Origin of the sequence: Mesorhizobium sp. LNJC391B00 (assembly GCF_000502535.1) — a bacterium.
Lineage (GTDB): Bacteria > Pseudomonadota > Alphaproteobacteria > Rhizobiales > Rhizobiaceae > Mesorhizobium.
Window position 1 is genome coordinate 597,118 of record NZ_AYWI01000006.1, and the last position, 25,948, is coordinate 623,065.

The following is a 25,948-nucleotide window of genomic DNA, read 5'->3' on the forward strand; positions in this document are numbered from 1 at the left end:
GCGCTCATGTCGAGGAGCCTCTGCCCCAACGCGGCGGTGGCGGCTTCGAGTTCGGGTTCTCCGGCCGGCGACCGCCGAAAGCCAGAGTAAGCAGGAAGCCGATCAGGCCGACTGCCATCAGCCCATAGCCGACCGGCCGTGCGCGTTGATCGATCTCACCGGCGCCGGAGCGCAGTATCAGATCCACCGCGCGTATCGGGATATCGTCGGCGTCGCCCGGGCCGGCGGTGAAGAGATAGGCGCCGGGACTGACGGTTTCGATCACGCCGGCCTCGTCGCGAAAGATCTTGTCGGGCAGTTGTGGGCTGACCTGGCGCGGATTGTCGGCGTGGTTGAATTGCAGCGTCGAGGCAAGCACCGTGCGGCCGGCTGTGGCGGCAGTCAGCGTCAGCACAGTGCGCTGCTGCGAGACAATGCGCTCGGCCTTTGCCGTCAGGTCGACCAGCACTCTGACCGGCGCGTCGCCAGCTTTCAGCGTCACCGTCACAGGCCTAAACCGTCCCTGGTCGTAGACGCGCCAGGTGCCGATCTCGTGGCCGGAGAAATTGCTCATGGCCCAGGGATAGACGAAGCCAATGGCGGCGCCGGCAAGCAGTATCAGGACAAACAGAAAGCGCATTGAGGAGATCCGGGTGTTCGACAGATTGCCAATAACGCCCCGAAGGCCAAAAAGCGATGGCTGACGCAGCGGAGCCACCTTTGTGGAGTGCGTTGGCGGCACGCAAGCCATGTGGCACTTATGGCGAATGAAGCCTTCCGCAGAAGCATCGACTCGTCTTTTCCAACCGATGCCGGTGGCTCATGCCCAATAGCACCGTGCTGATCACCGGCGCCCGCGCGCCGGTGGCGCTGCACCTGGCGCGGCTGCTGCATGGCGCCGGTCGCCGGGTGATCCTGGCCGACAGCCCGGCCCGGCCGATCGCCGCAGCGAGCACGGCCTGCGCCGCCTACCATCGCCTGCCGCCGCCGCGCTTTGCCGCCGACGCCTATGCCAAGGCGGTGGAAGCGCTTGTCCGCGCGGAAGGCATCGAACTCGTTATCCCGACCTGCGAGGAAGTCTTTTATCTCGGTCGTCTCTGGCAGCACCGCGCCATGCCGGCCCGCCTCTTCGCACCCGAGATGGCGATGCTCGCCCGCGTTCACGACAAGCATGCCTTCATCCGGCTGGCGCAGAGCCTTGGGCTCGACGTGCCGGAAACGATACTGCTGCAAAGCGAGGCCGATCTCGACGGCGTTCGTGGCCAATCGCGCGAATTGGTGTTCAAACCTGTGTGGTCACGTTTTGCCCGTGACGTACTGCTGCGGCCATCGCCGGACGAACTCGACGCCGTCCGCCCCTCGCCCGCCGCTCCTTGGGTGGCGCAGCGCTACATCGCCGGTGAAGAGATCAGCGCCTATGCGGTGGCGATCGAGGGTGAACTCAAAGCGCTGGCGCTCTACCGTTCGCTCTATCGCGCCGGCAAGGGCGCCGGCATCTGTTTCGAGCCGGTCGAGGATATCGCGGCGCGGCGCTTCGTCGAAACCTTCGTCGCCGGCGCCGGCTGGACCGGCCAGATATCCTTCGACCTGATGCGCGAGAACAACGGCAGGGTGCTGCCACTGGAGTGCAATCCGCGCGCCGTGAGCGGCCTGCACTTCTTTCGCGATCCGCGGCGCTTCGCCGACGCGGTCCTGGAGGATGGCGCCGAGGTGAAGCCCGACGTGACGGCGCCGCAGACGGTGAGGCTTGCGATGTGGATCTACGGGATGCCGGCGGCACTGCGCTCCGGTGGTCTCGGCAGCTTTCGCCAGGCGATGCACGATGCCGATGAGCTGCTCGACTGGCCGGGCGACCCCGCGCCGAAGCGGGCGCAGTGGCGCACGCTGGCCGAGATCGCCGGCACAGCACTGCGCCAGCGCATCAGCCTTCAGGCTGCGTCGACGCGCGATATCGAGTGGAATGGGCCGGAGCAGGACTGAATAGAGCGCTTTCCTACAGCTCGATCTGGTACACCCTCGGCTCTGCCGCCGTCGGTGGCATCTTGCCGTCGATGATCGCCGCTATGTCGCGGCGCAGGAAATCCAGCGGGCCGATCGCCGGCTGAACCTGCGGCCATATACGGGCGTTGGCGCTGGCCGATTTCAGCACACGGCGATCCTGCTGCAGGGCAAAGGCAAAGAGCGGCCGGAAAGCAAGCGCCTTGAGTTCGCCGAACAGGCCCTGTCGCGGGCCGATCAGCCAGCCGACGCCTTCGACGGTCCATTCGTCCGCCTGACGCAAATGGAAAGTGGTCGCCAGCGCCAAGCCGCCCTTGCCCCAATATTCGAGTTCGACGATGCCGGGATGGCGGTAGCGGCCGATGGTCCTGGCGCGCTCGCCTTCCAGCAGCTGGCTGACCAGCCCCTGTTGGCGGTCCTCGCCGGTGTAGCAGCTTTCGACCCAACCCTTGCCGCCGGTCACCTCGACGCGCACGAGATGGCGCTTTGCGGTCAGGCCGCGCAGCACACCCTTGTGGGTGAAGTGGGTGTGAGTGGCGTCGAGAATGTTCTCGGCGGCGTCGAGCACCGTCGATCGCGCCGAGCTTCGCACCCGCTTCACGACGACATCCTTGCCTTGCATGCAATGGAGATAGGGCTCGCCCTCAGGCGTGCCTGCCGAGACGAAGACGACGCCGTCGCGCTCGATCGTGCTGTAGCGGCGGATACGGTAATGCGGGACGTCGCCGACATGGCCGGGAATGGCGGTGCAGCGCCCTTCCCCATTGTAGCGCCAGCCATGATAGGGACATTCGATCTCGCCACCGACGACCTTGCCGGTCGAGAGTTCGACCAGGCGGTGAGCGCAGCGGTCGAAGAGGGCTGCAATCCCCTGCGCCGAGCGGAATAGCACCAGCGGCGTGCCATCGAACAGGATGCGCTTCGGCTTGCCTTTGATATCGACTGACCGCACTACCGCCTGCCAATAGTCTTTGTCTTTTTGCTGCTGGGCTTCGCTCAAAGTTCAAATCTCCTGAGCAGAGGGATGCCGATCTTCGCGAGCACAAATTCCATGATACGCACTGCAGCGCGCTGGCGGCGCCGAAGATGGCCGGCATAGACGGCGTTGTACTCCACCGTTGCCACGGCGCCGCGCAAGCGTTTGAAGGCGGCGGCACCGGCGCTCATGTTGAAGAACAGGCCGTGCGCCATCGCATGGTCCTGTGCGATCGCCATCATCATGCGGTAGAGCCCTTCGCTCACTGGAAGACTTGTGTCGTAGCCAACGATTGGCTGCGTCAAGGTCCTGCCGTTCTGAGACAAAGCGGCGACGGCGACCAGTTCACCGCCGGGACGACGCAGGCCTGCCAGTTGCAGGATGCCGCGACGGTGCGTCTCGCCGATATAGCGGGCGGTGTAGTGCGGGTTGAGTGGCGTGTATTTGTCGAGATAGAGCATCCGGTAGAGCGCTTCGGCGCGCGCATAGTCGGCCTCGGTGAAGTCGCCATTGCCGACCCGCTCGAACGGCGTCGNACGGCGTCGTGCGCAGCCGCTTGCGGTCGCGCTTCATGTCGTTGGTCATAGCCGAACCGCGGCCGGCGAAGATGTAGATTTGCCGCGCCGCCAGCATTCGAAAACCCTCTGCCTTCAGCGCTGCGATTGTCGAGGGATCGGCGATCTCGTTCAGGGAGCGGATGAGAACAGCGCGATCGGGAAAACGCGCCGTGAGATCGTCGCGGATCGCAGCGACCGCGTTGCGATCGAGCAGCGGCACCGGATTGGTCGAATAGAGCCAGTTGTTGACCTGAACCTGATGGTCGAGGCCGCTCATCCTGACCAGCGGCGCGCACAGGCCAATCAACATGCGGATCGCTCTTTGCAGCATGGGCGACGAGACGAAATTGCGGGTCTCGTCGATGGCGTAGTCGATATAGGCGCTGGACGGGCAGCAGATATAGCAGTTCGGCGCCTCGCTTCTGTCGTTCAGCGTCAGTGGAAAGAAGCGGCCAGCGATCTCGAAGGCCTCGACGGCGACCGTCAGATTTCGCACGAGGTCGCGCACCGGCACCTCGTTAAAAAGCTGAACGAAGGCTTCGACCTCACGCGGGTTGTTTTCTACCCGGTTCGTCTGATCGAGTGGCAACATAGCGAGCCGGTTCATGATGCCGCTCCCAGGTGGCATTCGACCCGACGCAGTTTGCGGCCGGTCTCCAACGGCAGGTCCCTGCGAACAAGGCTGACCGAAGCTGTCGCCTGGCGCGCCGCCAGCAAATTGCGCACGGCCTGATGGGCGGCGGTGGCGGCTTCGTCGGCAAGCCCGGGGGCCAGGCTGAGTTCGATTGCATCTTCAGCGGTCTGGACCAGGCGAAAATCGTCAATGCGCCGGTCGGCCTTGAGCACCGCATTGCGTAGTATGTCGGGCGTGACGAGGAGCTGCCCGTGCGGCGAGGCGAGCCGGAAAGCGTCGTCCATTCGGCCGACGATCTCGTCCAGCGTGCGCAGCGGCGAGCCGCAGCGGCATGGCTTTTCGGACAGCCGCAGCAGATCGTTCATCCGGTAGCGCGCCATGATCTGGGTCCGGCGGCGAAAGGCGGTGATCAGCGGCATGACCAGGCCGTCGCCGGCCGGTTCGAACTCGAAGAACACCGAATCCTCGGCCAGATGCAGCCCGCCCTGGCGGCAGGTGACGGCGAACAGCCCTTCCGTCGCCATGTAGATCTGGTCGAGCTGACGACCAAAGAATGCCTGGATGACCGGCCGGTCAACCGGGTCGAGCGTTTCGGCGGCGCTGAAGACACGCTGCGGCTTGAGCCTAAAGCCCTCGGCCGCGAAGTGCCGCAGCATCTTCGGCGGCGCGATGATCACCGTAGGCGCGAAATCTTCGAGAGCGCCGCGCCAGCTCTCCGGACCGCGCGTCAGATCGAAGAAGCGCAGGTCGATACGCCGCGATTTGCGCGCGCTGTCGTAGAGCCGGGTGTTCTGCGGCAGGATCACCGCCACGCGCTGCCGGCGCCAGAGCAGATCGGGCACGGCCTTGGCCAGGATGGTGCCCAGCCAGCGGTATTTTTCCGCTTCGGAAATGATGAACAGGCCGCGATTGCCCGACGTGCCGGTGCTGGAGCCGACTGTCAGTTCGCCAATGCGGCCATCGCCGGCCTGCGCCTTCCAGGCCTCGGCGGCCGAGACGCCACGGATGTTGAAGCGCTCGAAATTGCCCATCAGCGTCGCCTTGTCGGTCACCGGCAGATCGCCGAGATGACGCGGCGTCTTGCCGTAGAACGGCGCGCGCGGCAGGTCGCGGTCGAGAAAGCGGCGCAAGGCATGACCTTGCCAGCGTTCGAAATTCTCACGGCTCTTGCGCGAGAGCCATTGCGTCAACACAAACGAACGGGCCGCTTCCGTCGGCCCGTTCATGCGCTCTCTCCGGCCAGATCGTAGGCCGTCACCGCCGGATCATGACAAAGAACAACCTCGCCGCCGGTCGCCAGAAACCGGCGCAACATTACGCTGGTCGGCTCGATCGCGGCGGCATCCTCGGCCAGCAGGGTTGCCGGCAGACCGGGAGTTCGGTTTTCGATAAGGGCCGCGAACAACCATTGCGCGTCGACGGCGTAGAGCAGCGGGCGCTCCAGATTTGGGAACGAAAGGCCGAACTGGCCATCGGCATGGCCGGGCAGACCGACTGCGATGACGCTGCCGTCGCCGAACAGATCGGCGCCGCCCGGTACGCCGCCACGCGGCTCGACCTGCCGCTTCGACGACAGCCCGTCGAGTCGGGCCTCGAAGTCAGACGGGAACAGTTCCTTGAAGACGCCATGGCGCAGATTCTGCAGGGAAGTCTTGGCCTTCGCCCGCGCCCAGGCGGTGTCATTGGCGATAAGCCGAGCGTTGGGAAACAGCGACAGGCCCGACATGTGGTCGGCATGGAAATGCGTGACAATGACGGTGCGGACGTCCTGCGGCGAGAGGCCGAAGCGCGCCAGTACCGCGAGCGGCTGCTCGGCTTCGTTGAGCTGGGGCCGGAGGATCGCACTGTAAAGACGCAGCGCCGTGCTGCGCTCGCTGCCTTGTGTCACATGCGGCGTGTAGCCGGTATCGATCAGTACGGGGCCGGCCTGTGGATGCATGATCAGGCCGTAGCGGACACGTAGCCTGACCTTCGCCCAGCTGCCGCCGCGCAGGATCAGGCGCTCGGCTGCGCTGACAGAGGCGCTGTTGGCGAAGACGATCTTCACGCAGCCTCCCTGCTTTCCGTCGCCTTGCCGAATGTGCGATCGAGCCCTTCCTCGAACGACACTTTCGGCGCCCAGCCGAGGATGCGGCCTGCCTTGGAAAGATCGAGGCTCTGCGCATAGGCGAACAGGCCAAGACCGTAGCGCGTCACCGGCGGTTCCGGGCGGCCGGGCAATATGTTCGCTACCGTCTCCGCTATCCCGGCCGCCAGCATGGCGGGCCAGAGCGGCATTCTGCGCCAGCGCGGCTGCACGCCGGCTCGGGCGCAGGCCGCCTCGGCAATGCGGCGGACCGGCACCACTTCGCCGCCGGAGATGTTGAATATCTGTTCCTCGGCAGCGCTGCCGGCGGACAGCGCGGCAAGCACCGCATCGACGACATCCTCTATATAAGTGAGATCGATGCGCGCCTTGCCGTCGCGAAACAGCGGCAGCGGGCGCTGCCGTGCCACCTGCAGCAGACGCGGCAGCAGCGTGCGGTCGCCCGGACCGTAGAGGCCGCGCGGCCGCAGCACCACCGGGCTGATCTCAGGCGCCGCCAGCACGATCTCCTCGGCCTGCCGCTTGGTGCGGGCATAGTGGTTGACCGGAGGGGGCAAGGCCGCATTCTCGGAAACTCCGAGCTGGTCGCGATAGGCGAAACAGACCGTCGGGCTGGAGATATGGACGAAGCGGCGCACGCCTTGCCCGCGCGCGAAATCGCTGAGGTTGCGGGTAGCTGTGACATTTGCCGTCTGGAAATCCGCCAACCTGCCGAAGGGCGCGGAAAGTGCCGCGCAGTGGATGATCGCATCGACGCCGTCGAGAGCGCGCGCGGCAGCTGCATCGAATGGTTGAGACAAATCGAGCCGAACGACCCGATGACCAGCGGCTTCGAGCGCCGCGCAGCGTTTGGCGTCCCTGCCAAGACCCAGCGCCGGTGTGCCCACTGCCGCCAGCCGCGCCATGATATGCGCGCCGAGGAAGCCGCTGGCGCCGGTGACGAGGACGCCTCCCACGGTCATGCTTCCAGCGCCATGCCGCCGAACGACACGCCGGCCGAGGTGCCGAGGAACAGCACCTTGGCGCCCGGCCCAATGCGTTGTTCGCGGCGTGCGACATCGAGCGCAAACGGGATGGAAGCGGCGATCTGATTGCCGTAGCGCGCCGCGATGTCGACGAGCTTTTCCCTGGCGAAGCCGGTCTGGCGCGCCATGTGGGCGAGCGCGAAAGGGCTTGCCTGATGCGGCACGACGAGGTCGACATCGTCGTCCCGCCAGCCGGCGCGATCGAGCAACTCCGCTACAAAGCCGTTGAAATGGCGTGACGTGACGCGAAACAGTTCCTTACCCTCCATGTGGAACAGGCTGTGGCGGGCGAATTCCTCAGGCTCACGATGAAAGTCGAACCGGGTGCCGCCGGAGCCGATGCTGCAGGCCTCATAGGCGGAAGGGTAGGTGCGCATCAGGTTGGCCGCGACTCGACCCTCGGCAGGGGCTGCCTGTTGCAGCACGGCGGCCGCCGCGCCATCGCCGAAGAGGGCCGCAATTTCCGGCTGGTCCTGCCACGGCAGCGCGCGCGAGGCGATTTCAGACGAGAACACCAGCGCCGTCCGGCATTGCCCGGCCTCGATCAGGCGCGACGCGGTCTCGAAGGCTGTGAGGAAGCCCAGGCAGGTGCTGTTGACGTCGAAAGCGGCCGCCGACCCATCGGCAAGGCCGAGGCGCTGCATGACCAGCGGCGCCGTCGACGGCAACGGCTGGTAAGGCACGCCGCAACCGCCGATGACCAGATCGACACTGCCTGCCTCAAGTTCGGCATCGGCAAGCGCCAGACGGGCTGCGGCACAAGCAAGGTCGACCTGCGATTCGGCGTCGCAGACATAGCGTTCGATGACGCCGGTCGCGGCCTCGAAATGTCCATCGCCAAACCCCAGCCGCGCATCGAGGGCGCGCGACGTCACGCATCGAGCCGGCACGGCCCGCCCGGTTCCGATGATCCTGATCCGCATTCTCAGCCCGCCGCTTGAGTTGCGCTTTTCGCAATTCCTAAGTCGGATCGTTCGGCGATAACAGCGTCGTTTTCAAGACGCGCCGGCAAAAGCGCTTACGCCTTGCGTTCCCAGCGCCGGTCGGGCGTCTGCTGCCAGTAGGTGACCGCGTGGCCGGCCTCTTTCAACGTCTTCCAATGCATCCGCGCGCCTTCGACCTGGGCCGCATCGTGGCCGTCGAACAGGAACACGGCGCGTTCGTAGCCGGCGAGATCGGCGGGAGCGGCGCCATCGACGAGGAAGCGTATCTGCGCCTGGTTGGGGTTGCCGTCGCTTGTGGTGAGCAGGATTGGCTGTTCGGCCGGATGGGCTTCACGGTCGGTCGCGTGCGCGAGGAACGAATCGTCCCTGAACGTCCACAAATGCTGGTCGAGGGCGTCGCGCCGCTCCTCGGTCCCGGTCTGCACCACGGCGCGCCAGCCGCGATCGACGCTGCGCTCGAGCAGGCCGGGCAGCGCATCCTCCAGCGTCGATTCGGTCAGGTGGTAGAACAGGACATCGGCCATGCCCTGCCTTATCCCTCGTAATTGTCGCGGACCAGCCGGTCGAGCAGCCTGACGCCAAAGCCCGAACCCCAGGATTGGTTGATCTCGCTCGGCGGAGAGCCCATCGCGGTGCCGGCGATGTCGAGATGCGCCCACGGCGTTTCCTTGACGAAGCGCTGCAGGAACTGCGCGGCGATGATGGCGCCACCATAGCGGCCGCCGATGTTCTTCATGTCGGCGTTCTTGGAATCGATCAGCTTGTCGTATTCGGACCCAAGCGGCATGCGCCACAGCCGCTCCTGCGTCGCCTGGCCGGCCGCCGTCAACCTGTCCGACAGTTCGTCATTGTTGGAGAACAGGCCGGCATAGTGCTGGCCGAGCGCGACCATGATGGCGCCGGTCAGCGTCGCCAGATTGACCATGAATTTCGGCTGGAAGCGGTCGTTGCAATACCACAGCGCGTCGGCCAGAACGAGGCGTCCTTCGGCATCGGTGTTGAGCACCTCGATGGTCTGACCCGACATCGAGGTGACGATGTCGCCGGGGCGCTGGGCATGGCCGTCGACGGCATTTTCCACCAGCCCGACGATGCCGACGACATTGGCCTTGGCCTTACGCGCGGCTAGCGCCTGAATGAGCCCGATGACGGCCGCGGCGCCGCCCATGTCGCCCTTCATGTCCTCCATGCCGGAAGCCGGTTTCATCGAATTGCCGCCGGTGTCGAAGGTGACGCCCTTGCCGACGAAGGCGACCGGTGCGTCCTTGGCCTTGCCGCCCTTCCATTGCATGACAGCCATCCGGGCGCCGCGTGGCGAGCCTTGCGCGACACCGAGGAGCGAGCCCATGCCGAGCTTCTTCATTTCCTTCTCGGTGAGGATCTCGACCTCGACGCCGAGCGCTTCCAGTTCCTTGGCGCGGGCGGCGAATTCGATCGGGCCGAGCGTATTGGCCGGTTCGTTGACAAGGTCGCGCGCCAGAAGCACGCCGTCGATGACCGCAACCTCGTCGGCGAAGGCCTTTTTCGCCGTGGCAGGATCGGCGGTGTGGATGGTCACCTTGACCGGTTTCTTCGGCTCGGCATCGTCCTTGTCTTTCCTGGTCTTGTATTTGTCGAAGGAGTAGCTGCGCAGAATGATGCCGGCGGCAAGGTTCGCCGCTTGCCTGCCGCCAATCTTTGCGCCCGGCACATCGAGGATGACGGCCACCTCCGCTGCCTTGCGCAGGGACGCGGCGATGGTGCCGCCAAGCTTCAGCCAGTCAAAGTCATCGAGGCCGGCGACCTTGCCGGCGCCGACCGCCACCAGTCGGTCGAGCGATGTTCCCTGCGGCGCCAGCACTTCGACGACACCGGCGAATTTTCCGGAAAACTCCGCCACCGGAAACGCCCGCGCCAGCGTTCCTGAGGGGTCGCAGGCCTTTGCCGGTTCGCCAAGACCACCATCGTCGGCCGCCAGCACGAAGATGCTGCCCTTTTTGGGTGCGGCAAATTTGGCGAAGGCGATCAATGGTCTCAAAGTCATCAGGTCCTGCTTTCGGGAAACGGCTCAGATTTTCAGGAAAAATGCATTCTCAGGGAAGATGCGCGACATTTGGTCGTTTTCCTTGATTTGGCAAGACTTTGCCGGAATCAGGGCTCATATGCGCAGCGGAATCGATAACGATTCGTCGCGGCACGGCTCCGCTTTCCTGCCGCAACCTGTTGTTAACCATTGATGTTCTCCCTTTCTTATCCATTGCCGCCGACACTCCGGCCTGCGGGACGGGCGATGTGGGACGGAGAATCGGATCGAACCGCCTGAAAGAAATGGCCAAACGCACCCAGTTGTACAGCCGCAGCCGGACGACTACCTTGTCGGCGGGCATGATGCCGTTCGGCAAATCGAGAAAAGCCTTACATGAAGGTCGTTGAACGCTACATCATGCGTCGCGCACTGGCGGTGTTTCTCGCTGCGCTGATCTGGACGCTGGCCATTGTCTGGACGACGCAGGTGCTTGCCCGCATCGACCTGGTCACCGACAGTGGCCAATCGGCGCTCACTTTTTTCGAGGTCGCGGGCCTCATCATCCCCACCATCATCCCGATCGTGGTGCCATTCGCCCTGGTGGTGGCGGTGGCCCAGACGCTCAGCGTCATGAACTCCGATTCGGAATTGGCCGTCATCAACGCCGCCGGCGCCTCGCGCTGGACGATTGTGCGGCCGGTCCTGCTGATCGCGCTGGCGGCCAGCGTCTTTTCCTTCGCGGTCGACAATGGCGTCGAACCCTATGCCAGGCAGAAGAACCGCCAGCTGATAGCATCCTCGCGCGCCGATCTCTTGTCGCTGATCATCCAGGAAGGCACGTTCCGCAAGATCGACGACGGGCTGTTCCTGCAGATAGGCGAGCGGCTGCCGGACAACCGGCTCGGCGGCATCTTCGTGGCCGATTCGCGCGAGGAAGGCGCCAATCTGATCTATTATGCCAAGAGCGGCAGCGTCGTCGAAAAGGGTGACGAGAAGGTGCTGATGATGAATGACGGCGTCATTCATCGCAAGACGCTGACCGGCGACCTGTCGGTCATCCGCTTCACGTCCTACGCCTTCGACCTTTCCGCCTTCATGTCGGCGGCGAACGATATCATGCTCCTGCCCAAGGACCGAACGACGCAATACCTGCTCAACCCGGATCCGAACGACAAGATCTTCCAGCGCAGGCCCGGCGCCTACAAGGCCGAGCTCGACCAGCGCTTTTCCGAATGGTCCTATTCGCTGGTGTTCGCGCTGATCGCGCTGGCCGTGGCAGGCGATGCGCGCTCACACCGCGAGGCGCGCATCCACCCGCTGATCACAGCCATCGCCATTGCGCTGTTCGTGCGCTGGCTGGGCTTCTTTGCCGCCGGCAAGGCGGACAAGATCCCGCAATACGCCTATATGGTCTATGGCGTGCCGGTCATCGCCTCGGCGGTCGCCATCTGGTTCATCGTCACCTCGCGAAGCATGGAACTGCCCGGCAGCTGGGCCGACTGGATGACGAATTTCGCCGGCCGCGTCAGCGATGGCTGGACGGCGCTCAAGCTGCGCCTCAATCGGCGCTACACATCCGGCCAGGGAGCCTGACGATGGGCTGGACCCTGGGCCGCTACTTCTTCTTTCGCTACGTGTCGATCACGATCTGGTTCTTCATCGGCCTTCTGGCGCTGGTGTTCCTGATCGACTTCACCGAGCTGTCCGGCCGCATCACCGGCCTGCCGGGCTTCACCTACGGCACGGCGGTCGCCATCTCGGCGCTGAGGATGCCGATGATCATGCTGCAGACCGTGCCGTTCGTCGGCCTGTTCTCGGCGATGGCGACGCTGGTGTCGCTCAACCGCAAATACGAGCTGGTGATTGCGCGATCGGCCGGAGTGTCGGCCTGGCAGTTTCTGTTGCCCTGCTGCATCGGTGCGCTGTTATTCGGCATATTGTCGGTCGGCGTGCTCAATCCGATCGCCGCGCATGGCTTCTCATGGTCGGAGCAGATGGAAAACCAGCTGCGATCCGGCAATTCGAACGTGGTGGCGGCCGATGCCACGCCGTGGATCCGCCAGAAAACCAACTCCGGCGACACCATCATCGGCGCCCGCGCCATCCTGAACCAGGGCCTGGAAATGGCCGACACCGTGTTCTTCGTCCTCGATCCGCAGGGCAATATCGTCGAGCGCAAGGACGCGGCGCGGGCCTTTCTGCGCGACGGCTACTGGGAATTGCAGGACGTCAAGGTGTTCAAGGACGGCAACATCCGTTCCGAAACGACCGACCAGTTGCCGACCAACCTCAAGCCGGAATTCGTGCAGGAACGGCTGGCGCGCCCCGAAACCATCCCGTTTTACGACCTTCCCGGCAAGATTGAGGTTGCCCGCTCCTTCGGCCTCAAGGCAAATGCCTTCGCCATGCAGTTCGATTCGCTGGTGGCGTTACCGTTCCTGCTTGTGGCCATGACGCTGATTGCGGCAACAGTTTCAATGCGATTTGCGAGGATGGGGCAGTCGGCAACGATGATTCTGGGTGGCGTCCTCGCCGGCTTTCTGCTTTATGTCGTTTCGGTATTGGTCAAGGCATTCGGCGTTGCGGGATTCGTGCCCACAGCCGTGGCTGCATGGGTTCCGGTTGTCGTGGCTATGTTCTTTGGGGTGACATTCCTGCTATACAAGGAAGACGGCTAGTGAGGGAGGCGGCTTTGCGCAGCCATAGGCAGGCCGGTTTGGCGCGCCTCTATTCGGCGAGCGCCTTGGCATGCCTGCTCGCCTGCGGCGTGCTGACGGCTCCTGCGCTGGCGCAGGACGTCACCGACGTGGCAACGAAGGTTCCTTCCGGCTCCCAGATGCTGCTGGCGGCAGACACGCTCGTCTATAACAACGACAACCAGACGGTCACCGCCATCGGCGGCGTCCAGATCGACTATGGCGGCAACAAGCTCGTCGCCCAGCGCGTCGTCTATGATCGAAACACCAAGCGGCTGGTTGCCAGCGGCAATGTCGAGATCGTCAACAGCGACGGCACCAAGATCAACTCGCAGCATATCGATATTACCGACGATTTCGCTGACGGTTTCGTCAATGCGCTGCGCGTCGAAACGCCCGAAAAAGCCTATTTCGCCGCCGAAAGCGCCGAGCGCATGGGCGGCGTGCTGACAACATTCCACAACGGCGTCTATACGGCCTGCGAGCCTTGCGAAGACAAGCCGGACAAGGCGCCGACCTGGCGGATCAAAGCCAGGAAGATCATCTGGAACGGCGAAAAGAAAACGGTTCGCTTCGAGAACGCGAATTTCGAATTCTTCGGTTTCCCGCTGGCTTATCTGCCGGCGTTCGAGATCGCCGACCCGACGGTCAAGCGCAAAAGCGGTTTCCTGATCCCCAGCATCGGCTACAACAACCGTCTCGGCGTCGGCGTCAAAGTCCCCTACTACTTCGCTTTGTCGCCGACCTACGACCTCACCGTTACCGGCAGCGGCTACACCAAGCAGGGTTTCCTCGGCGAGGCCGAGTGGCGCCAGCGCTTCAACAATGGCCAGTACACGCTGAAGCTTGCCGGAATCAACCAGCAGGACCCTGGCGCTTTCCGCGATTTCGCGGCTTTCCCCGGCGGCTACAATGTCAATTCGGGGCCAGCAGGCGATCCGAACAAATTCCGCGGCATGATGGGCACCAAAGGCCAGTTCGCCATCAATCCGCGCTGGGACTTCGGCTGGGATATCCTGCTTCAGACCGACAAGAATTTTTCGCGTACCTATACGATCGAAGGCTACAACGACGCCGTGCATCAATCGTCGGTCTACCTGACCGGCCTAAACGACCGCAACTATTTCGATGTGCGCGCCATGCGCTTCCAGGTTCAGGAGAACACACCGGACGGCAACGTCGCATCGCGCAGCGACAAGCAGCCCTGGGTGTTGCCGTCGCTCGACTATGCCTACGTCCCCGACATGTCGGTGGCCGGCGGCCAGCTGTCGTTCAACGTCAATGCGCGAGTCATTCGCCGCGACGATCTCGATCAGGCCTATTTCGTCCCCTATCAACCAAATGCGCCAGACTCGGGCGTCCAGCGCGTGCGCGGCATCGAGGGTGAATCCGGCCGCCTCACCGCCGAAGCCGAATGGAAGCGCACCTTCACCACCGACGGCGGACTGCAGCTGACGCCGCTTCTGGCTCTGCAGGGAGACGTCGACTATCTCAATGCATCCTCAAGTTCGCTCGCTGCCATTGATGCGATGGCCGCCGATCATCGAATAGACACCACCGCCGATATGAGATCCTCGTTTGCCCGCTATATGGCAACCGCCGGCCTTGAGATGCGCTGGCCGGTGCTGTTCTCGATGACCGGCTCCAGCCATATCGTCGAGCCGATGGCGCAGGTCTTCATGCGCCCGAACGAACAGTATGTCGGCGGGCTCGCCGTTCCCAACGAGGATGCACAGAGCTTCGTCTTCGACGCCACGACGCTGTTCGAGCGCGACAAGTTCTCCGGCTACGATCGCGTCGAAGGCGGCAGCCGCGCCAATGTCGGCTTCCGCTATTCCGGCGCCTATGACAATGGCTGGGGCACCAACGCGATCTTCGGCCAATCCTACCAGTTGGGCGGCCGCAACTCCTTCGATTCACCCGATCTGGTCAATGCAGGCGCCGATTCCGGCCTGGAGACTTCGACCTCCGACTATGTCGGCCTTATCGGCTTCAGCAGCCCCAGCGGCTTCTCCGGCTCTTTTAGCGGCCGCTTCGACGAGCAGACCTTCGAAGTTCGCCGTGCCGAGGTGAAGGCCGCCTATTCCGGCCTGCCGGTTTCGCTGAGCGCCAAATACGCCTTCATCCAGGCGCAGCCGCTCTATGGTTTCACCACCGACCGCCACGAAGTCACGCTCGGCGCCTCGACACACCTGGCCGAAAACTGGCGCGTCTTCGGCACCGGCACCTACGACCTGCAACAAAGCGTGCTGGTCAAGGACGGCGTCGGCTTTGCCTACAATGATTCCTGCTTCACCTACCTGATGACGTACTCGGAATCACGCGACATCAACACCAAGGAAGTGTCGCAGAATGTCGGCTTCAACCTGTCGTTCCGCACGCTCGGCGATTTCGGCTCGTCCCAAAGCTCGATCGACTCCATCCAGTAGAGCCGGCTGACGACATCGTTTTGCCGCATAAAGCGGGCACGGATTTCACCAATATCGGGCTGGAATCGGCCAAAACCGGGCTAGAATTGGGATGCTTTCGATGAGGAAATACCTGTTTTCGGCAGGATTCGCGCTCCTGTTCGCGGCGACCTCGGTCTCTGTCACCACGATGGTACCGCCGGCCTTCGCCAGTGAAATCAAGTATGTCGTCAACAACATGCCGATCACCACCGGCGACATCGCGCACCGGGCTGCCTTCCTGAAACTGCAGCGCAAGAAGGGTGACGCGGGTCAGGAAATGATCGACCAGACGCTGCGTATGGCGGAGGCCAGGCGTCTCGGCATCCGCATCTCCGACGCCCAGGTAGAGGCTGCCTATCAGCGCTTTGCCTCGAGCAACAAGATGCAGCTCAAGCAGCTCGACGGTGTCATGGCGCAGTCCGGCGTGACCAAGGAGCATTTCAAGGAATTCATCCGCTCCCAGATGGCGTGGAACCAGGCGCTGAGCGCACGCTACAGCGGCGGCGGCGGGGAGGTGAGCGAACAGGATCTGGTCAAGCGCATGCTCGAAAAAGGCGGCGCCAAGCCAAGCGCCACCGAGTACATGCTGCAGCAGGTGATCTTCGTGGTGCCGAAGGCCGAGCGCAGTGCCACACTCGCCAAACGCAAGCGCGAGGCTGAAGCCATGCGCGCCCGCTTCAATGGCTGCAACACCACGCGTGAATTCGCCAAGGGCCTGATCGACGTCACCGTTCGCGACCTCCCCCGATTGCTGGCGCCGCAACTGCCGCCGGACTGGGCCGAGCAGATCAAGGCCACCAAGCTGGGCGGCGCCACGGCCGTGCGCGAGACCGATCGCGGCATTGAATTCATCGGCATCTGCTCGTCGCGCGAGGTTTCCGACGACAAGGCGGCCCAGATGGTGTTCCAGAGCGAAGGCAGCGGCGACAAGAACGCCGACGAGCTCTCGGCCAAATATGTCGAAGAGCTGAAGGCGAAAGCCAAGATCGTTACGCGCTGAACCGGCCCAGCCGTGCGTGAGACCGAGCTTCCGCTGGCGCTGAGCGTCGGCGATCCATCCGGCGTCGGTCCGGAAATCGCCATTGCCGCGTGGCAGAGCGCCCGCGGTTCCGGTGCCGCGCCCTTCTATCTTCTCGCCGATCCGGCGCTGATTGCCGCGCGGGCGCGCCGGCTCGGCGCGGCGGTGGCAATCGCCGAGACGGTGCCGGCCCAAGCAGCTGGTGTCTTTCAACACGCCTTGCCCGTGGTGCCGCTGGCGGCCCACTTCACCGACGATCCCGGCCGGCCCGACCCGGCCAATGCCGCCGGTATCATCGAGGCCATCGATCGCGCCGTCGCCGACTGCCTTGCCGGTCACGCGGCCGCGGTCGTCACCTGCCCGATCGCCAAGAAGCCGCTTTACGATGCCGGCTTCGGCTTTCCCGGTCACACCGAATATCTGGCGCATCTGGCCTCGCTCCACACCGGCGGCACGGTGACGCCGGTGATGCTGCTCGCCGGCCCCGAATTGCGCACCGTTCCGGTCACCATCCACATCGCGCTGGCCGAGGTGCCGAAGACGCTGACGACGGAGCTGATCGTTGCCATCGCGCGCATCACCGCCGGCGATCTTGCACGCCGTTTCGGCATCGCCAGGCCGAGGCTCGCGCTTGCCGGCCTCAATCCGCATGCCGGCGAAAGCGGCGCCATGGGGACAGAGGACGAGCGCATCATTCGTCCTGCGGTCGACATGTTGCGGGCGCAAGGCATCGATGCCTTCGGGCCGCTGCCGGCCGATACGATGTTTCATGCGCGCGCCCGCGCCGGCTACGACGTGGCGGTCTGCATGTATCATGACCAGGCGTTGATCCCGGCCAAGGCGCTGGCCTTCGACGAGGCCGTCAACGTCACGCTTGGCCTGCCGTTCATCCGCACCTCGCCCGATCACGGCACAGCCTTCGACATCGCCGGCAAGGGCATCGCACGTCCCGACAGCCTGATCGCGGCGCTGAAGCTGGCCCGCCGGCTGGCCGATACCGGCGCAAAGCCCGCAGCTGCATGAGCCCAAAATCATGAGCCCAAATCATGAGCCCAAAATTCATGAGCATTGACGGGCTGCCGCCGCTGCGCGAGGTGATCGAGCGCCATGGACTGCAGGCAAAGAAGGCGCTTGGCCAGAATTTCCTGCTCGACCTCAATTTGACCGGCAAGATCGCGCGGGTCGCCGGCGACCTCAGCGACAGCACGGTGATCGAGGTCGGCCCCGGCCCCGGCGGGCTGACCAGGGCGCTGCTCGCTGCCGGTGCCGGCCGCGTCGTCGCCATCGAGCGCGACGAACGCTGCCTTGCGGCCTTGGCCGAGGTCTCCAACCACTATCCGGGCCGGCTCGAGGTGATCAGCGGCGATGCGCTGAAGACGGATTTTGCCGCTCTTGCCAAGACCGCGTCACAAGACGGCCCGGTGAGGATTGCCGCCAACCTGCCCTACAATATCGGCACCGAGCTGTTGATCCGTTGGCTGACCGTGGCGGACTGGCCACCCTTCTATCAATCGATGACGCTGATGTTCCAGCGCGAGGTGGCCGAGCGCATTGTCGCCGGTGCCGGCAGCGATGCTTATGGCCGGCTCGGCGTGCTGGCGGGCTGGCGGACCGAGGCGAGGATCGCCTTCGACGTGCCGCCGCAAGCGTTCACGCCGCCACCCAAGGTAACGTCGTCGGTGGTGCATCTGGTGCCGCGCGCCAACCCTTTGTCAACCGACGTGAAAAAACTCGGCCGCGTCACCGAAGCCGCTTTCGGCCAGCGCCGGAAGATGCTGCGGCAGAGCGTGAAGAGCCTGGGTGGCGAGGCACTGCTGACGCGCGCCGGCATCGATCCGACCCGGCGTGCGGAGACGCTCAGCGTCGAGGAATTCGTGCGGCTGACAAACGCGGTTTGACCGGCGGCACTGGCGCGGCCTAGCAATCGTCATTCAAACGAATTGCATTGACGTCGAAGGAGATTGCCATGCCAGCAAATGCACTGGTCCAGACGCGTATCGACGCCGACATCCGGGATCGAGCTTCGGCGGTGCTCGAAAGCATGGGGCTGACGGTCTCGGATGCGGTGCGGATATTGCTCACCCGAACCGCCAACGAGGGTGCGCTGCCCATCGATCTCGTCACAAACAACGAGGCGTATGATTTATGGTTTCGCGCCAAGGTTCGCGAAGCGCTCGACGACACCCGACCAGACATTCCTGATGATCAAATCGAGGCGCATTTTGCCGAGAGACGCGCCGCGGCGCGGCGTTCGGGTGAACCTAAATCTTGAAGATCGTCTGGTCGCCATTCGCGCATTCAGATCGCGACGGCATCTTCGCGCATATCGAGGCCGACAATCCTGCGGCCGCGATCGCCACCGATGAGCGGATCGTCGCCGCAATCAACCGTCTTCGGACTTCCCCAAAGCGGCCGGATCGGCAGGCGTGCAGGGACACGAGAGATCGTCATCGTCGGCACGCCATATGTCGCGGCCTATCAGCTGACCAACAGCACGATTCGAATCCCGCGCGTGCTTCACGGAGCGCTGCGTTGGCCGGACGATCTGCCAGGCAGCTGATGCGGCTAATTTAGATTGCCAGCGGTGGACGAGCTACTCAGTCTTCTCGTCCAGCAACCCCGAGACGAAATCGAACAGCCCGGGCCGCCGGTCGCGCCGCAGCCTTTCCGCCGTCACGATGCCACGCACTTCGGCGAAGGCGCGGTCGAGATCGTCGTTGACGATGACAAAGTCATATTCCTTCCAGTGCTCGATCTCGTTGCGGGCGTTCTTCAGCCTGGTCTCGATCACGTGCTCCTGGTCCTCGGCGCGGCGCTTGAGGCGCGACTTCAATTCCTTCATCGACGGCGGCAGGATGAAGATCGAGACGATGTCGGCGCGCATCTTCTCCTTGAGCTGCTGGGCGCCTTGCCAGTCGATGTCGAAGAGCATGTCACGGCCCTGCGCCAGCGCCAGTTCAGCCGGCTCGCGCGGCGTCGCGTAGCAATTGCCGTGCACCTCGGCCCATTCGAGCAACGCGTCGGAATCGCGCAGCCGCTCGAACTCGCGCGTGGTGCGGAAGTGATAGTGGACGCCCTCGATCTCCGAGCCGCGGCGTGGCCTGGTGGTCACCGAGACGGATAATTCCAGGCTGCCGTCGCTTTCCAGCAGGTTGCGCGCGATCGTCGACTTGCCGGCGCCCGACGGCGACGACAGGACCAGCATCAGCCCGCGGCGGCGAATGCGGGATCCGAGATCCCTGGCAACCATCGGCTCCTTGCCACCCATTCGGGTTTACTCCAGATTCTGGACCTGTTCGCGAAACTGGTCGACCACCGCCTTCAGTTCCAGCCCGATGGCGGTGACAGTGGCGGCGTTCGACTTGGAACACAGCGTATTCGATTCGCGGTTGAATTCCTGCGCCAGAAAATCGAGCTTGCGGCCGATGGCGCCGCCATTTGCCAGCAGCGCTCTGCCCGACGCCACATGCGTCTTCAGCCGATCGATCTCTTCACGGATATCGGCCTTGGTGGCCAGGAACGCCGCTTCCATGTGCAGCCGGCCGGCATCGAGATTGGCCGACGCATCCATCAGCAGCCGCACCTGTTCGGCGATCCGCTCGCGGATCGCCGCCGGTTCGCGCGACGGGTCGGCCTCGGCTTGAAGCGTCAGCGCCTCAATGGCGTCGATATGGCCGGAAAGCAGCGAACGCAGCGCTTCGCCCTCGTTCTGGCGTGCCTGCTCGAGACCTGTAAGCGCCGTTTCCAGCGCGGACAGGATTGACGCGTCGAGTGCTGCCCGCACCTCCTCGGTTTCGCTGGTTTCAGGGATATCGAGCACGCCGCGCAGGGAAAGCAGACCGTCGGCAGTTGCCGGACCAACACCGAACTGGTCCTGCAGCCGCTTGGCCAAGCCCGCCAGATCCCTGAGGAAGGCTTCGTTGACCACCGGCTGCGCCTGCTGGCCGGCGGCGCGGCCGACGGTCAGCGTCGCTTGGAAATTGCCACGCGAAAAGCGCTTCTGCAGCGTCTGCCGCACAGTCGGTTCGAGCCGCTCGAAACCTTGCGGCAGCCGCAACCTGACCTCGACGCTCTTGCCGTTGACCGACTTGACCTCCCAGGCGATCGAGGCGCCGTCATGTTCGGCAACATTGCGTGCAAATCCGGTCATGCTCTGCAAATTCATGATGCGGCTCGTGTCTCCCTGATGGTCCGATTCTAATAATTGCGCATGCGTTCGATATCACGGGCAGCGCGAATGTCAGAATCGCAATACCGGCAAGATCTTGATTTCTGGTGTCGTTTCGATCTCGCGGGGCTGAAATCGAGCGAAGCAGAGGCACCCGAGCAAGACCGAAGACGCTTCGAACGGCGCTACTCGTTCAAAGCAGCAGCGCGTCCGCCTCTGTCCCGCATCGCTTAAGGTCGATCCGTCTGAAAGCGCCGGCCTGCTACTGGGCGGCACCCGTATCGCCGGCATCACCGCTGTCACCGGCGGCATCGCCACTTGCGTCACCGTTGTCGTCGCCATCCGCCGGCGCATCGGTCTGGCCCGGAGTCTTGGCGCCCTTGGCGGCGTCTTCAGCCTGCTTCTTCTGCAGTGCCCGGTAGCGGGCAACGTTCTCATTGTGCTCGGCAAGCGTGGTGGCAAAGACGTGGCCGCCGGTGCCGTCGGCGACGAAATAGAGATCATCGGTCTTCGACGGGTTGGCGACGGCTTCGAGCGCGGCGCGGCCGGGATTGGCGATCGGCGTCGGCGGCAGGCCGTTGATCAGATAGGTGTTGTAAGGCGTCTGTTTCTGGATGTCAGATTGATAAATCGGCCGGTCGGCGGGTTTGCCCTTGCCGCCGAACAGGCCGTAAATGATGGTCGGATCGGATTGCAGCCGCATGCCCTTGGCCAGACGGTTGAGGAAGACGGCGGCAACGCGCGAGCGCTCGTCGCCCCGGCCGGTTTCCTTTTCGACGATCGAGGCCAAGGTGACGAAGTCGTCGACATTGGCCAGAGGCAGGTCGGGCGCGCGCCGCTGCCAGACCTCGTCGACCAACTTCTTCTGGTCGGCGAGCAGCTTGTCGACCATCTGTTGGCGCGTGGCGCCGCGGGTAAAGCGCAGCGTGTCGGTGGCGAGGCTGCCCTCAGCCGGCTTGGCGGCCGGCATGTCGCCGGTCAGCGCATCCTGCTCGGCGATGCGCTGCAGCGCCTGCTCGACCGTCAGGCCCTCGGGAATGGTCAGCGAATACATCACCGACTTGCCGCTCTTCAGAAGCTCCATGATGTCGCGCATGGAGGCGCGCGGCTTTATCTCGTATTCGCCTGCCTTCAGCGCTGAATCATTGCCATAGACCCGCACGGCGATGCGGAAGATGCGGGCATCGCTGATCAGCCCACGCCGTTCGAGCTGGTCGGCAATATCCTGGACGCCGGTGCTCGGCTTGACCAGGAAGGTGTCGCCGGCCACCGACGGGCCCGGTTCGTTGAATGCCTGCTTGCCGAAATAGAGCGAAACGCCGGCGGCGAGGATCATCAACATCACCGCGGAGATGACGAAGTTCATGAACACGACGACTTGGCTGCGCGAGGCGCGCGAGCGCTTTGGTGGTGGTGTGCCGGCTTCCGGGCGCAAAGCTTCGGCCGCGGTCTTCGGCACGATCGGGCCGGTCTGCTGGTTTTGTCCGAATTGTCCGCTGCCGCCCGGATTGGTGTTCATTAGCGCCCTACCATCTGATCTCTTAGAGCGACCATGCGCCCGATTGGACGCACAGCGTGCCCTAACATTTCAAGCCTACGCATCGTGCTTTTAAAAAAAGCGCCTTCGGTTTCAGGCCGATGCGACGAATCCCCAGCGGCAGAGTAGGCTTGAATATGGCAAAATTGACGACAGACCGCTGGCGCGCCGGTCGATACCGCAATCAGCCTGTATAACGCTGGAATACCAGCGAAGCGTTGGTGCCGCCGAAGCCGAAGGAGTTGGACAGCGCCACGTCGACCTGGCGATGCCGTGGCGTGTTCGGAACAAGATCGATCGCGGTTTCGCGTTCCGGGTTGTCAAGATTGATGGTGGCTGGCGCGATGTTGTCTCTGATAGCGAGGATCGAAAAGATCGCCTCGGCGGCGCCCGCGGCACCCAGGAGATGGCCGATCGACGACTTGGTCGACGACATCGAGATTTTCGAGGCGGCGTTGCCGACCAGCCGCTCGACGGCGCCGAGTTCGATCGTGTCGGCCATGGTCGAGGTGCCGTGCGCGTTGATGTAGTCGACGTCGGCGGGCGTCAGCTTGGCCCGGTTCAGCGCCGCCGTCATGCAGCGGAAGGCGCCGTCGCCGTCTTCGGCCGGTGCAGTGATGTGATAGGCATCGCCGGTCAGGCCGTAGCCGGTGACCTCGGCATAGATCTTGGCGCCGCGCGCCTTGGCGTGTTCGAGTTCTTCCAGCACGACGACCCCGGCGCCCTCGCCCATGACGAAGCCGTCACGGTCGCGGTCATAGGGACGCGAGGCCTTCTCAGGCGTGTCGTTGCGGTCGGTGGACAGTGCCCGGCAAGCAGCGAAGCCGGCAAGCGATAGTCTGGTCACCGGCGATTCCGCGCCGCCGGCCAGCATCACGTCGGCATCGCCGAAGATGATCAGCCGGGCGGCATCGCCAATGGCGTGCGCGCCGGTCGAGCAGGCGGTGACGACGGCGTGGTTGGGGCCTTTCAGCCCATGCCGGATCGATACCTGGCCAGATACCAGGTTGATAATGTTGCCGGGAATGAAGAATGGACTGATACGGCGCGGTCCGCGCTCTTTCAGGATGATAGCGTTCTCGGCGATGCCCTCGAGGCCGCCAATGCCGGAGCCGATCATGACGCCGGTGGCGCAGCGCTCGGCTTCGGTGCTGGGCTCCCAGCCGGAATCCTTCAGCGCTTCGTCGGCGGCCGCAATCCCGTAAAGGATGAAGTCGCCGATCTTGCGCAGTTCCTTGGGCTCGAGCACGGCTTCGGGATTGAGCGTGCCGTTGGTGCCGTCACCGCGCGGAATGACGTGGGCTATCTTGCAGGCAAGATCTTCCACTTCGAACTCGGTGACGCGCTTGGCGGCGCTGCGGCCGGTCAGAAGTTCCTTCCAGCTGTGCTCGAAGCCCATGCCGAACGGCGAAACCAGGCCAAGGCCCGTGACGACGACACGCCTCATCGCAGGTCCTCCCCGGTGATGACTGCGGATAGTGTCAGGCCGAAGCCTTGTCGATGTACTTCACGGCATCGCCGACGGTCAGGATGGTCTCGGCCGCATCGTCCGGAATCTCGACGCCGAACTCTTCTTCGAAGGCCATGACGAGTTCGACCGTGTCGAGGCTGTCCGCGCCCAGATCATCGATGAAGCTCGCCTGCTCCGTCACCTTGTCGGCATCGACGCCAAGATGTTCGATGACGATCTTCTTGACGCGCTCTGCGGTGTCACTCATTTGGGGCATCCTCGTCTTTTGTTTGTCTGTCTTCGTTAGCGGGCAGAATGCCGCTAATCAAGCTGAAAGATGGTCCTGCCGGAAACGCAACGATGCCGGACCGGTTTTTGCCCGAACCGCCGGGTTGCGGGCCGCATTACACGAAAAATGGCTGAGGTCCAAGGCGAAATGGTCTCTTTTCACAAGCCGGCCATGTCTTCTTATCACCCGGCAATATCCCGTCAGATCATGGCCATGCCGCCGTTGACATGGATGGTCTGGCCGGTGACGTAGGCTGCCTCGTTGGAGGCGAGATAGGCGACGGCCGACGCCACTTCACCACTCGTGCCCATGCGGCGCGTCGGGATCGCGGCCATTATCGCGTCTTTCTGCTTGTCGTTGAGCTTGTCGGTCATGGCCGATTCGATAAAGCCCGGGGCGACGCAGTTGACGGTGATGTTGCGGGTGGCGATCTCCTGCGCCAGCGACTTGGAAAAGCCGATCATGCCGGCCTTGGAGGCGCAATAATTGGTCTGGCCAGGATTGCCGGTGACGCCGACCACCGAGGTGATGTTGATGATGCGGCCATGGCGGCGGCGCATCATCGGATGGGTCAGCTCGCGGGTCAGCCGGAACACGGCGGTGAGGTTCACCTCCAGCACGCTGTCCCAATCCGCGTCCGCCATGCGCACGAACAGGCCGTCCTTGGTGATGCCGGCATTGTTGACCAGTATGTCGACGCCTTCGAGTTCGGCTTCGGCCTTCTGGCCAAGCGCCTTGACCTCGTCACGGTCGGCTAGATTGGCCGGGAACAGCTTTACCCGGTCGCCGAGTTCGCCGGCCAGGGTCTCCAGTTTCTCGATGCGGGTGCCGTGCAGGCCGACAATGGCGCCTTGCGCATGCAGCACCCGGACAATCGCCTCGCCAATGCCGCCCGATGCGCCGGTGACGAGCGCCTTGCGGCCGGTCAGTTCGAACATTTTCGTCTCCTGATCTTAAGAGAACACCCTTCCCACGGGAGGGGTTGAATCGCCAGTGGATTATGCAAGCGCGGCCAGCGCCGCCTCGACTTCGGCCGGCGTGCCGACGGCCGATGTGGTGATGTCGCGGCTGATCCGCCGCGCCAGGCCGGAAAGCACCTTGCCGGCGCCGATCTCAAAGAGCGTGGCGACGCCATTGGCGCCGAACCACTCCACCGTTTCGCGCCAGCGCACGCGGCCGGTGATCTGCTCGACCAGGCGGCGCGCGATCTCGTCGGGGTCGCGGGTCGGGGCTACAGTGACGTTGGAGACGACGGGCACGACCGGTGCATTCTTGGTCACGCCCGCCAGCGCCTCGCGCATGACATCGGCCGCCGGCGCCATCAGCGCCGAATGGAAGGGTGCGGAGACCTGCAGCATCAGCGCCCGCTTGGCGCCCTTTTCGGTGCACAGTTTCGCGGCGAGTTCCACCGCCGCCCTGGCGCCGGAGATCACCAGCTGGCCGCCGCCATTGTCGTTGGCGATCTGGCAGACCTTGCCGGATCCCGTTGCGGCCTCGGTGCAAGCGGCTTCGACGTCGGGCTGTTCCAGTCCGATGATCGCCGCCATGGCGCCCTCGCCGGCCGGCACCGCCGCCTGCATGGCGTTGCCGCGGATGCGCAGCAGCCGGGCAGCATCGGCGACCGAAACGAAACCGGCCGCGGCAAGGGCGGAATATTCGCCGAGCGAATGACCGGCAACGTAGGCAACCTTGTCCTTCAGCGAAAAGCCGCGCGCTTCCAGCGAGCGGATTCCCGCCAGCGAGACCGCCATCAGCGCCGGCTGGGCATTGGCAGTCAGGGTCAGCGCCTCTTCCGGGCCTTCCCAGATCAGTTTCGACAGCTTTTCGCCCAACGCATCATCGACTTCCTCGAACGCCCTGCGTGCCTCGGGGAAGGCGTCGGCGAGGTCCTTGCCCATGCCGACAGCCTGGCTGCCCTGTCCCGGAAAGGTGAATGCGACGGCCATTTGGGCGCTCTCCAGCGGCTGATTTTTCCTGCCTGTGACGCAAGGCGGACCGTCAAGTCAAGCCCGGAGGCGGCATTTCCGCTCTCGCTTGAACCGGAGCTGACCTCGAGTCCCTGTTCCCAAAGGCTTTTTGCCGATCACACCTGATGAAAACCGCTCACGAATCGTTTGCTGGCTCTTCTTATTTTCG

At 64.0% G+C, this 25,948-nt stretch carries 25 protein-coding genes and 1 pseudogene; 9 read left to right on the plus strand and 17 right to left on the minus strand.

The window, feature by feature from the left end:
• Window positions 1–4: 4 nt before the first annotated feature.
• Window positions 5–619, minus strand: a complete 615-nt coding sequence (locus tag X750_RS146880) for a hypothetical protein (protein ID WP_023684715.1) — start codon at window positions 617–619, stop codon at window positions 5–7.
• A gap of 182 nt (window positions 620–801) precedes the next feature.
• Here X750_RS146880 and X750_RS146875 point away from each other — a divergent pair, with 182 nt between their 5' ends.
• Window positions 802–1,959 carry a hypothetical protein gene (locus X750_RS146875; RefSeq protein ID WP_031243043.1) on the plus strand — a complete coding sequence of 386 codons (1,158 nt, stop codon included), beginning with the start codon at window positions 802–804 and terminating at the stop codon, window positions 1,957–1,959.
• Window positions 1,960–1,972: 13 nt separating this feature from the next.
• Here the strand turns inward: X750_RS146875 and X750_RS146870 are convergent, their stop codons facing one another.
• The 9 genes from X750_RS146870 to X750_RS1000000165890 all read right to left on the minus strand — a co-directional run bounded on the left by X750_RS146870 (window position 1,973) and on the right by X750_RS1000000165890 (window position 10,565).
• Window positions 1,973–2,977 (minus strand): Rieske (2Fe-2S) protein, encoded by a 1,005-nt coding sequence (locus tag X750_RS146870; RefSeq protein WP_023747904.1) that lies wholly within the window; start codon window positions 2,975–2,977, stop codon window positions 1,973–1,975.
• Window positions 2,974–3,414, minus strand: a complete 441-nt coding sequence (locus tag X750_RS1000000166490; protein ID WP_198020992.1) for a GNAT family N-acetyltransferase — start codon at window positions 3,412–3,414, stop codon at window positions 2,974–2,976. The genes X750_RS146870 and X750_RS1000000166490 overlap by 4 nt, the downstream gene beginning before the upstream one ends.
• A gap of 699 nt (window positions 3,415–4,113) precedes the next feature.
• Window positions 4,114–5,370, minus strand: coding sequence for a F390 synthetase-related protein (locus X750_RS146865; protein WP_023747905.1), 1,257 nt, complete (start codon window positions 5,368–5,370; stop codon window positions 4,114–4,116).
• Window positions 5,367–6,191, minus strand: a complete 825-nt coding sequence (locus X750_RS12700) for an MBL fold metallo-hydrolase (RefSeq protein ID WP_023747906.1) — start codon at window positions 6,189–6,191, stop codon at window positions 5,367–5,369. The genes X750_RS146865 and X750_RS12700 overlap by 4 nt, the downstream gene beginning before the upstream one ends.
• Window positions 6,188–7,192, minus strand: coding sequence for an NAD(P)-dependent oxidoreductase (locus X750_RS146860; RefSeq protein WP_031243046.1), 1,005 nt, complete (start codon window positions 7,190–7,192; stop codon window positions 6,188–6,190). The genes X750_RS12700 and X750_RS146860 overlap by 4 nt, the downstream gene beginning before the upstream one ends.
• Window positions 7,189–8,130 (minus strand): 3-oxoacyl-[acyl-carrier-protein] synthase III C-terminal domain-containing protein, encoded by a 942-nt coding sequence (locus X750_RS146855; RefSeq protein ID WP_245271866.1) that lies wholly within the window; start codon window positions 8,128–8,130, stop codon window positions 7,189–7,191. Before X750_RS146855 ends, X750_RS146860 begins: the two co-directional genes overlap by 4 nt.
• 143 nt (window positions 8,131–8,273) lie before the next feature.
• Window positions 8,274–8,723 (minus strand): DNA polymerase III subunit chi, encoded by a 450-nt coding sequence (locus X750_RS146850; RefSeq protein WP_023747909.1) that lies wholly within the window; start codon window positions 8,721–8,723, stop codon window positions 8,274–8,276.
• 8 nt (window positions 8,724–8,731) lie between these two features.
• The gene (locus X750_RS146845; protein ID WP_023747910.1) at window positions 8,732–10,222 is read right to left on the minus strand and encodes a leucyl aminopeptidase; all 1,491 of its coding nucleotides are present in this window, start codon (window positions 10,220–10,222) and stop codon (window positions 8,732–8,734) included.
• 49 nt (window positions 10,223–10,271) lie between these two features.
• Window positions 10,272–10,565, minus strand: coding sequence for a hypothetical protein (locus X750_RS1000000165890; protein ID WP_155923279.1), 294 nt, complete (start codon window positions 10,563–10,565; stop codon window positions 10,272–10,274).
• 32 nt (window positions 10,566–10,597) lie between these two features.
• Between X750_RS1000000165890 and lptF the strand changes: the two genes are divergently transcribed.
• The 8 genes and pseudogenes from lptF to X750_RS1000000167040 all read left to right on the plus strand — a co-directional run bounded on the left by lptF (window position 10,598) and on the right by X750_RS1000000167040 (window position 18,928).
• A complete protein-coding gene (gene lptF, locus X750_RS146840; protein WP_023672737.1) occupies window positions 10,598–11,797 on the plus strand; it encodes an LPS export ABC transporter permease LptF in 1,200 nt (399 codons plus the stop codon).
• A 2-nt stretch (window positions 11,798–11,799) separates the two neighbouring features.
• Window positions 11,800–12,882 (plus strand): LPS export ABC transporter permease LptG, encoded by a 1,083-nt coding sequence (gene lptG / locus X750_RS146835; RefSeq protein ID WP_023702945.1) that lies wholly within the window; start codon window positions 11,800–11,802, stop codon window positions 12,880–12,882.
• Window positions 12,882–15,329 carry an LPS-assembly protein LptD gene (locus X750_RS146830; protein ID WP_023747911.1) on the plus strand — a complete coding sequence of 816 codons (2,448 nt, stop codon included), beginning with the start codon at window positions 12,882–12,884 and terminating at the stop codon, window positions 15,327–15,329. Before lptG ends, X750_RS146830 begins: the two co-directional genes overlap by 1 nt.
• Window positions 15,330–15,420: 91 nt before the next feature.
• Window positions 15,421–16,350 (plus strand): peptidylprolyl isomerase, encoded by a 930-nt coding sequence (locus tag X750_RS146825; protein ID WP_023685693.1) that lies wholly within the window; start codon window positions 15,421–15,423, stop codon window positions 16,348–16,350.
• Window positions 16,351–16,362: 12 nt separating this feature from the next.
• The gene (gene pdxA, locus X750_RS146820) at window positions 16,363–17,391 is read left to right on the plus strand and encodes a 4-hydroxythreonine-4-phosphate dehydrogenase PdxA (protein ID WP_031195193.1); all 1,029 of its coding nucleotides are present in this window, start codon (window positions 16,363–16,365) and stop codon (window positions 17,389–17,391) included.
• A 38-nt stretch (window positions 17,392–17,429) separates the two neighbouring features.
• Window positions 17,430–18,266, plus strand: coding sequence for a 16S rRNA (adenine(1518)-N(6)/adenine(1519)-N(6))-dimethyltransferase RsmA (rsmA, locus tag X750_RS146815; protein WP_023747912.1), 837 nt, complete (start codon window positions 17,430–17,432; stop codon window positions 18,264–18,266).
• Window positions 18,267–18,334: 68 nt separating this feature from the next.
• Window positions 18,335–18,640, plus strand: a complete 306-nt coding sequence (locus X750_RS146810) for a type II toxin-antitoxin system RelB/DinJ family antitoxin (protein WP_023747913.1) — start codon at window positions 18,335–18,337, stop codon at window positions 18,638–18,640.
• A pseudogene (locus X750_RS1000000167040) lies at window positions 18,637–18,928 on the plus strand (type II toxin-antitoxin system RelE/ParE family toxin). The gene X750_RS146810 and the pseudogene X750_RS1000000167040 overlap by 4 nt, the downstream one beginning before the upstream one ends.
• Before the next feature lie 33 nt (window positions 18,929–18,961).
• On the opposite strand, the gene gmk reads toward X750_RS1000000167040, so the two are convergent.
• From gmk to fabD, 7 genes are all read right to left on the minus strand, one after another.
• Window positions 18,962–19,618 carry a guanylate kinase gene (gmk, locus tag X750_RS146805; protein ID WP_023689111.1) on the minus strand — a complete coding sequence of 219 codons (657 nt, stop codon included), beginning with the start codon at window positions 19,616–19,618 and terminating at the stop codon, window positions 18,962–18,964.
• A 24-nt stretch (window positions 19,619–19,642) separates the two neighbouring features.
• Entirely contained in the window at window positions 19,643–20,533 is an 891-nt protein-coding gene (locus tag X750_RS146800; RefSeq protein ID WP_023747914.1) for a YicC/YloC family endoribonuclease, read from the minus strand.
• A gap of 265 nt (window positions 20,534–20,798) precedes the next feature.
• Window positions 20,799–22,055, minus strand: coding sequence for an endolytic transglycosylase MltG (mltG, locus tag X750_RS146795; RefSeq protein ID WP_023715070.1), 1,257 nt, complete (start codon window positions 22,053–22,055; stop codon window positions 20,799–20,801).
• A gap of 202 nt (window positions 22,056–22,257) precedes the next feature.
• On the minus strand, window positions 22,258–23,520 hold the full coding sequence (gene fabF, locus X750_RS146790; protein ID WP_023685687.1) for a beta-ketoacyl-ACP synthase II: 1,263 nt from the start codon (window positions 23,518–23,520) through the stop codon (window positions 22,258–22,260).
• A 34-nt stretch (window positions 23,521–23,554) separates the two neighbouring features.
• The gene (locus tag X750_RS146785; RefSeq protein WP_006203723.1) at window positions 23,555–23,791 is read right to left on the minus strand and encodes an acyl carrier protein; all 237 of its coding nucleotides are present in this window, start codon (window positions 23,789–23,791) and stop codon (window positions 23,555–23,557) included.
• Between the two features lie 221 nt (window positions 23,792–24,012).
• Window positions 24,013–24,750: a 3-oxoacyl-[acyl-carrier-protein] reductase gene (fabG, locus tag X750_RS146780; RefSeq protein WP_023747915.1), complete on the minus strand. Its 738-nt coding sequence runs from the start codon at window positions 24,748–24,750 to the stop codon at window positions 24,013–24,015.
• Between the two features lie 60 nt (window positions 24,751–24,810).
• Window positions 24,811–25,758: an ACP S-malonyltransferase gene (gene fabD / locus X750_RS146775; RefSeq protein WP_023747916.1), complete on the minus strand. Its 948-nt coding sequence runs from the start codon at window positions 25,756–25,758 to the stop codon at window positions 24,811–24,813.
• Window positions 25,759–25,948 lie beyond the last annotated feature (190 nt).

Bases quoted from the DNA above. Each gene is read 5' to 3' on its own strand.
- X750_RS146880 (WP_023684715.1), bottom strand. From the start codon at position 619: ATGCGCTTTCTGTTTGTCCTGATACTGCTTGCCGGCGCCGCCATTGGC.
- X750_RS146875 (WP_031243043.1), top strand. From the start codon at position 802: ATGCCCAATAGCACCGTGCTGATCACCGGCGCCCGCGCGCCGGTGGCG.
- X750_RS1000000166490 (WP_198020992.1), bottom strand. From the start codon at position 3,414: ATGCTCTATCTCGACAAATACACGCCACTCAACCCGCACTACACCGCC.
- X750_RS146865 (WP_023747905.1), bottom strand. From the start codon at position 5,370: ATGAACGGGCCGACGGAAGCGGCCCGTTCGTTTGTGTTGACGCAATGG.
- X750_RS146860 (WP_031243046.1), bottom strand. From the start codon at position 7,192: ATGACCGTGGGAGGCGTCCTCGTCACCGGCGCCAGCGGCTTCCTCGGC.
- X750_RS146850 (WP_023747909.1), bottom strand. From the start codon at position 8,723: ATGGCCGATGTCCTGTTCTACCACCTGACCGAATCGACGCTGGAGGAT.
- X750_RS146845 (WP_023747910.1), bottom strand. From the start codon at position 10,222: ATGACTTTGAGACCATTGATCGCCTTCGCCAAATTTGCCGCACCCAAA.
- X750_RS1000000165890 (WP_155923279.1), bottom strand. From the start codon at position 10,565: ATGCCCGCCGACAAGGTAGTCGTCCGGCTGCGGCTGTACAACTGGGTG.
- lptF (WP_023672737.1), top strand. From the start codon at position 10,598: ATGAAGGTCGTTGAACGCTACATCATGCGTCGCGCACTGGCGGTGTTT.
- lptG (WP_023702945.1), top strand. From the start codon at position 11,800: ATGGGCTGGACCCTGGGCCGCTACTTCTTCTTTCGCTACGTGTCGATC.
- X750_RS146825 (WP_023685693.1), top strand. From the start codon at position 15,421: ATGCTTTCGATGAGGAAATACCTGTTTTCGGCAGGATTCGCGCTCCTG.
- rsmA (WP_023747912.1), top strand. From the start codon at position 17,430: ATGAGCATTGACGGGCTGCCGCCGCTGCGCGAGGTGATCGAGCGCCAT.
- X750_RS146810 (WP_023747913.1), top strand. From the start codon at position 18,335: ATGCCAGCAAATGCACTGGTCCAGACGCGTATCGACGCCGACATCCGG.
- gmk (WP_023689111.1), bottom strand. From the start codon at position 19,618: ATGGTTGCCAGGGATCTCGGATCCCGCATTCGCCGCCGCGGGCTGATG.
- X750_RS146800 (WP_023747914.1), bottom strand. From the start codon at position 20,533: ATGAATTTGCAGAGCATGACCGGATTTGCACGCAATGTTGCCGAACAT.
- mltG (WP_023715070.1), bottom strand. From the start codon at position 22,055: ATGAACACCAATCCGGGCGGCAGCGGACAATTCGGACAAAACCAGCAG.
- fabF (WP_023685687.1), bottom strand. From the start codon at position 23,520: ATGAGGCGTGTCGTCGTCACGGGCCTTGGCCTGGTTTCGCCGTTCGGC.
- X750_RS146785 (WP_006203723.1), bottom strand. From the start codon at position 23,791: ATGAGTGACACCGCAGAGCGCGTCAAGAAGATCGTCATCGAACATCTT.
- fabG (WP_023747915.1), bottom strand. From the start codon at position 24,750: ATGTTCGAACTGACCGGCCGCAAGGCGCTCGTCACCGGCGCATCGGGC.
- fabD (WP_023747916.1), bottom strand. From the start codon at position 25,758: ATGGCCGTCGCATTCACCTTTCCGGGACAGGGCAGCCAGGCTGTCGGC.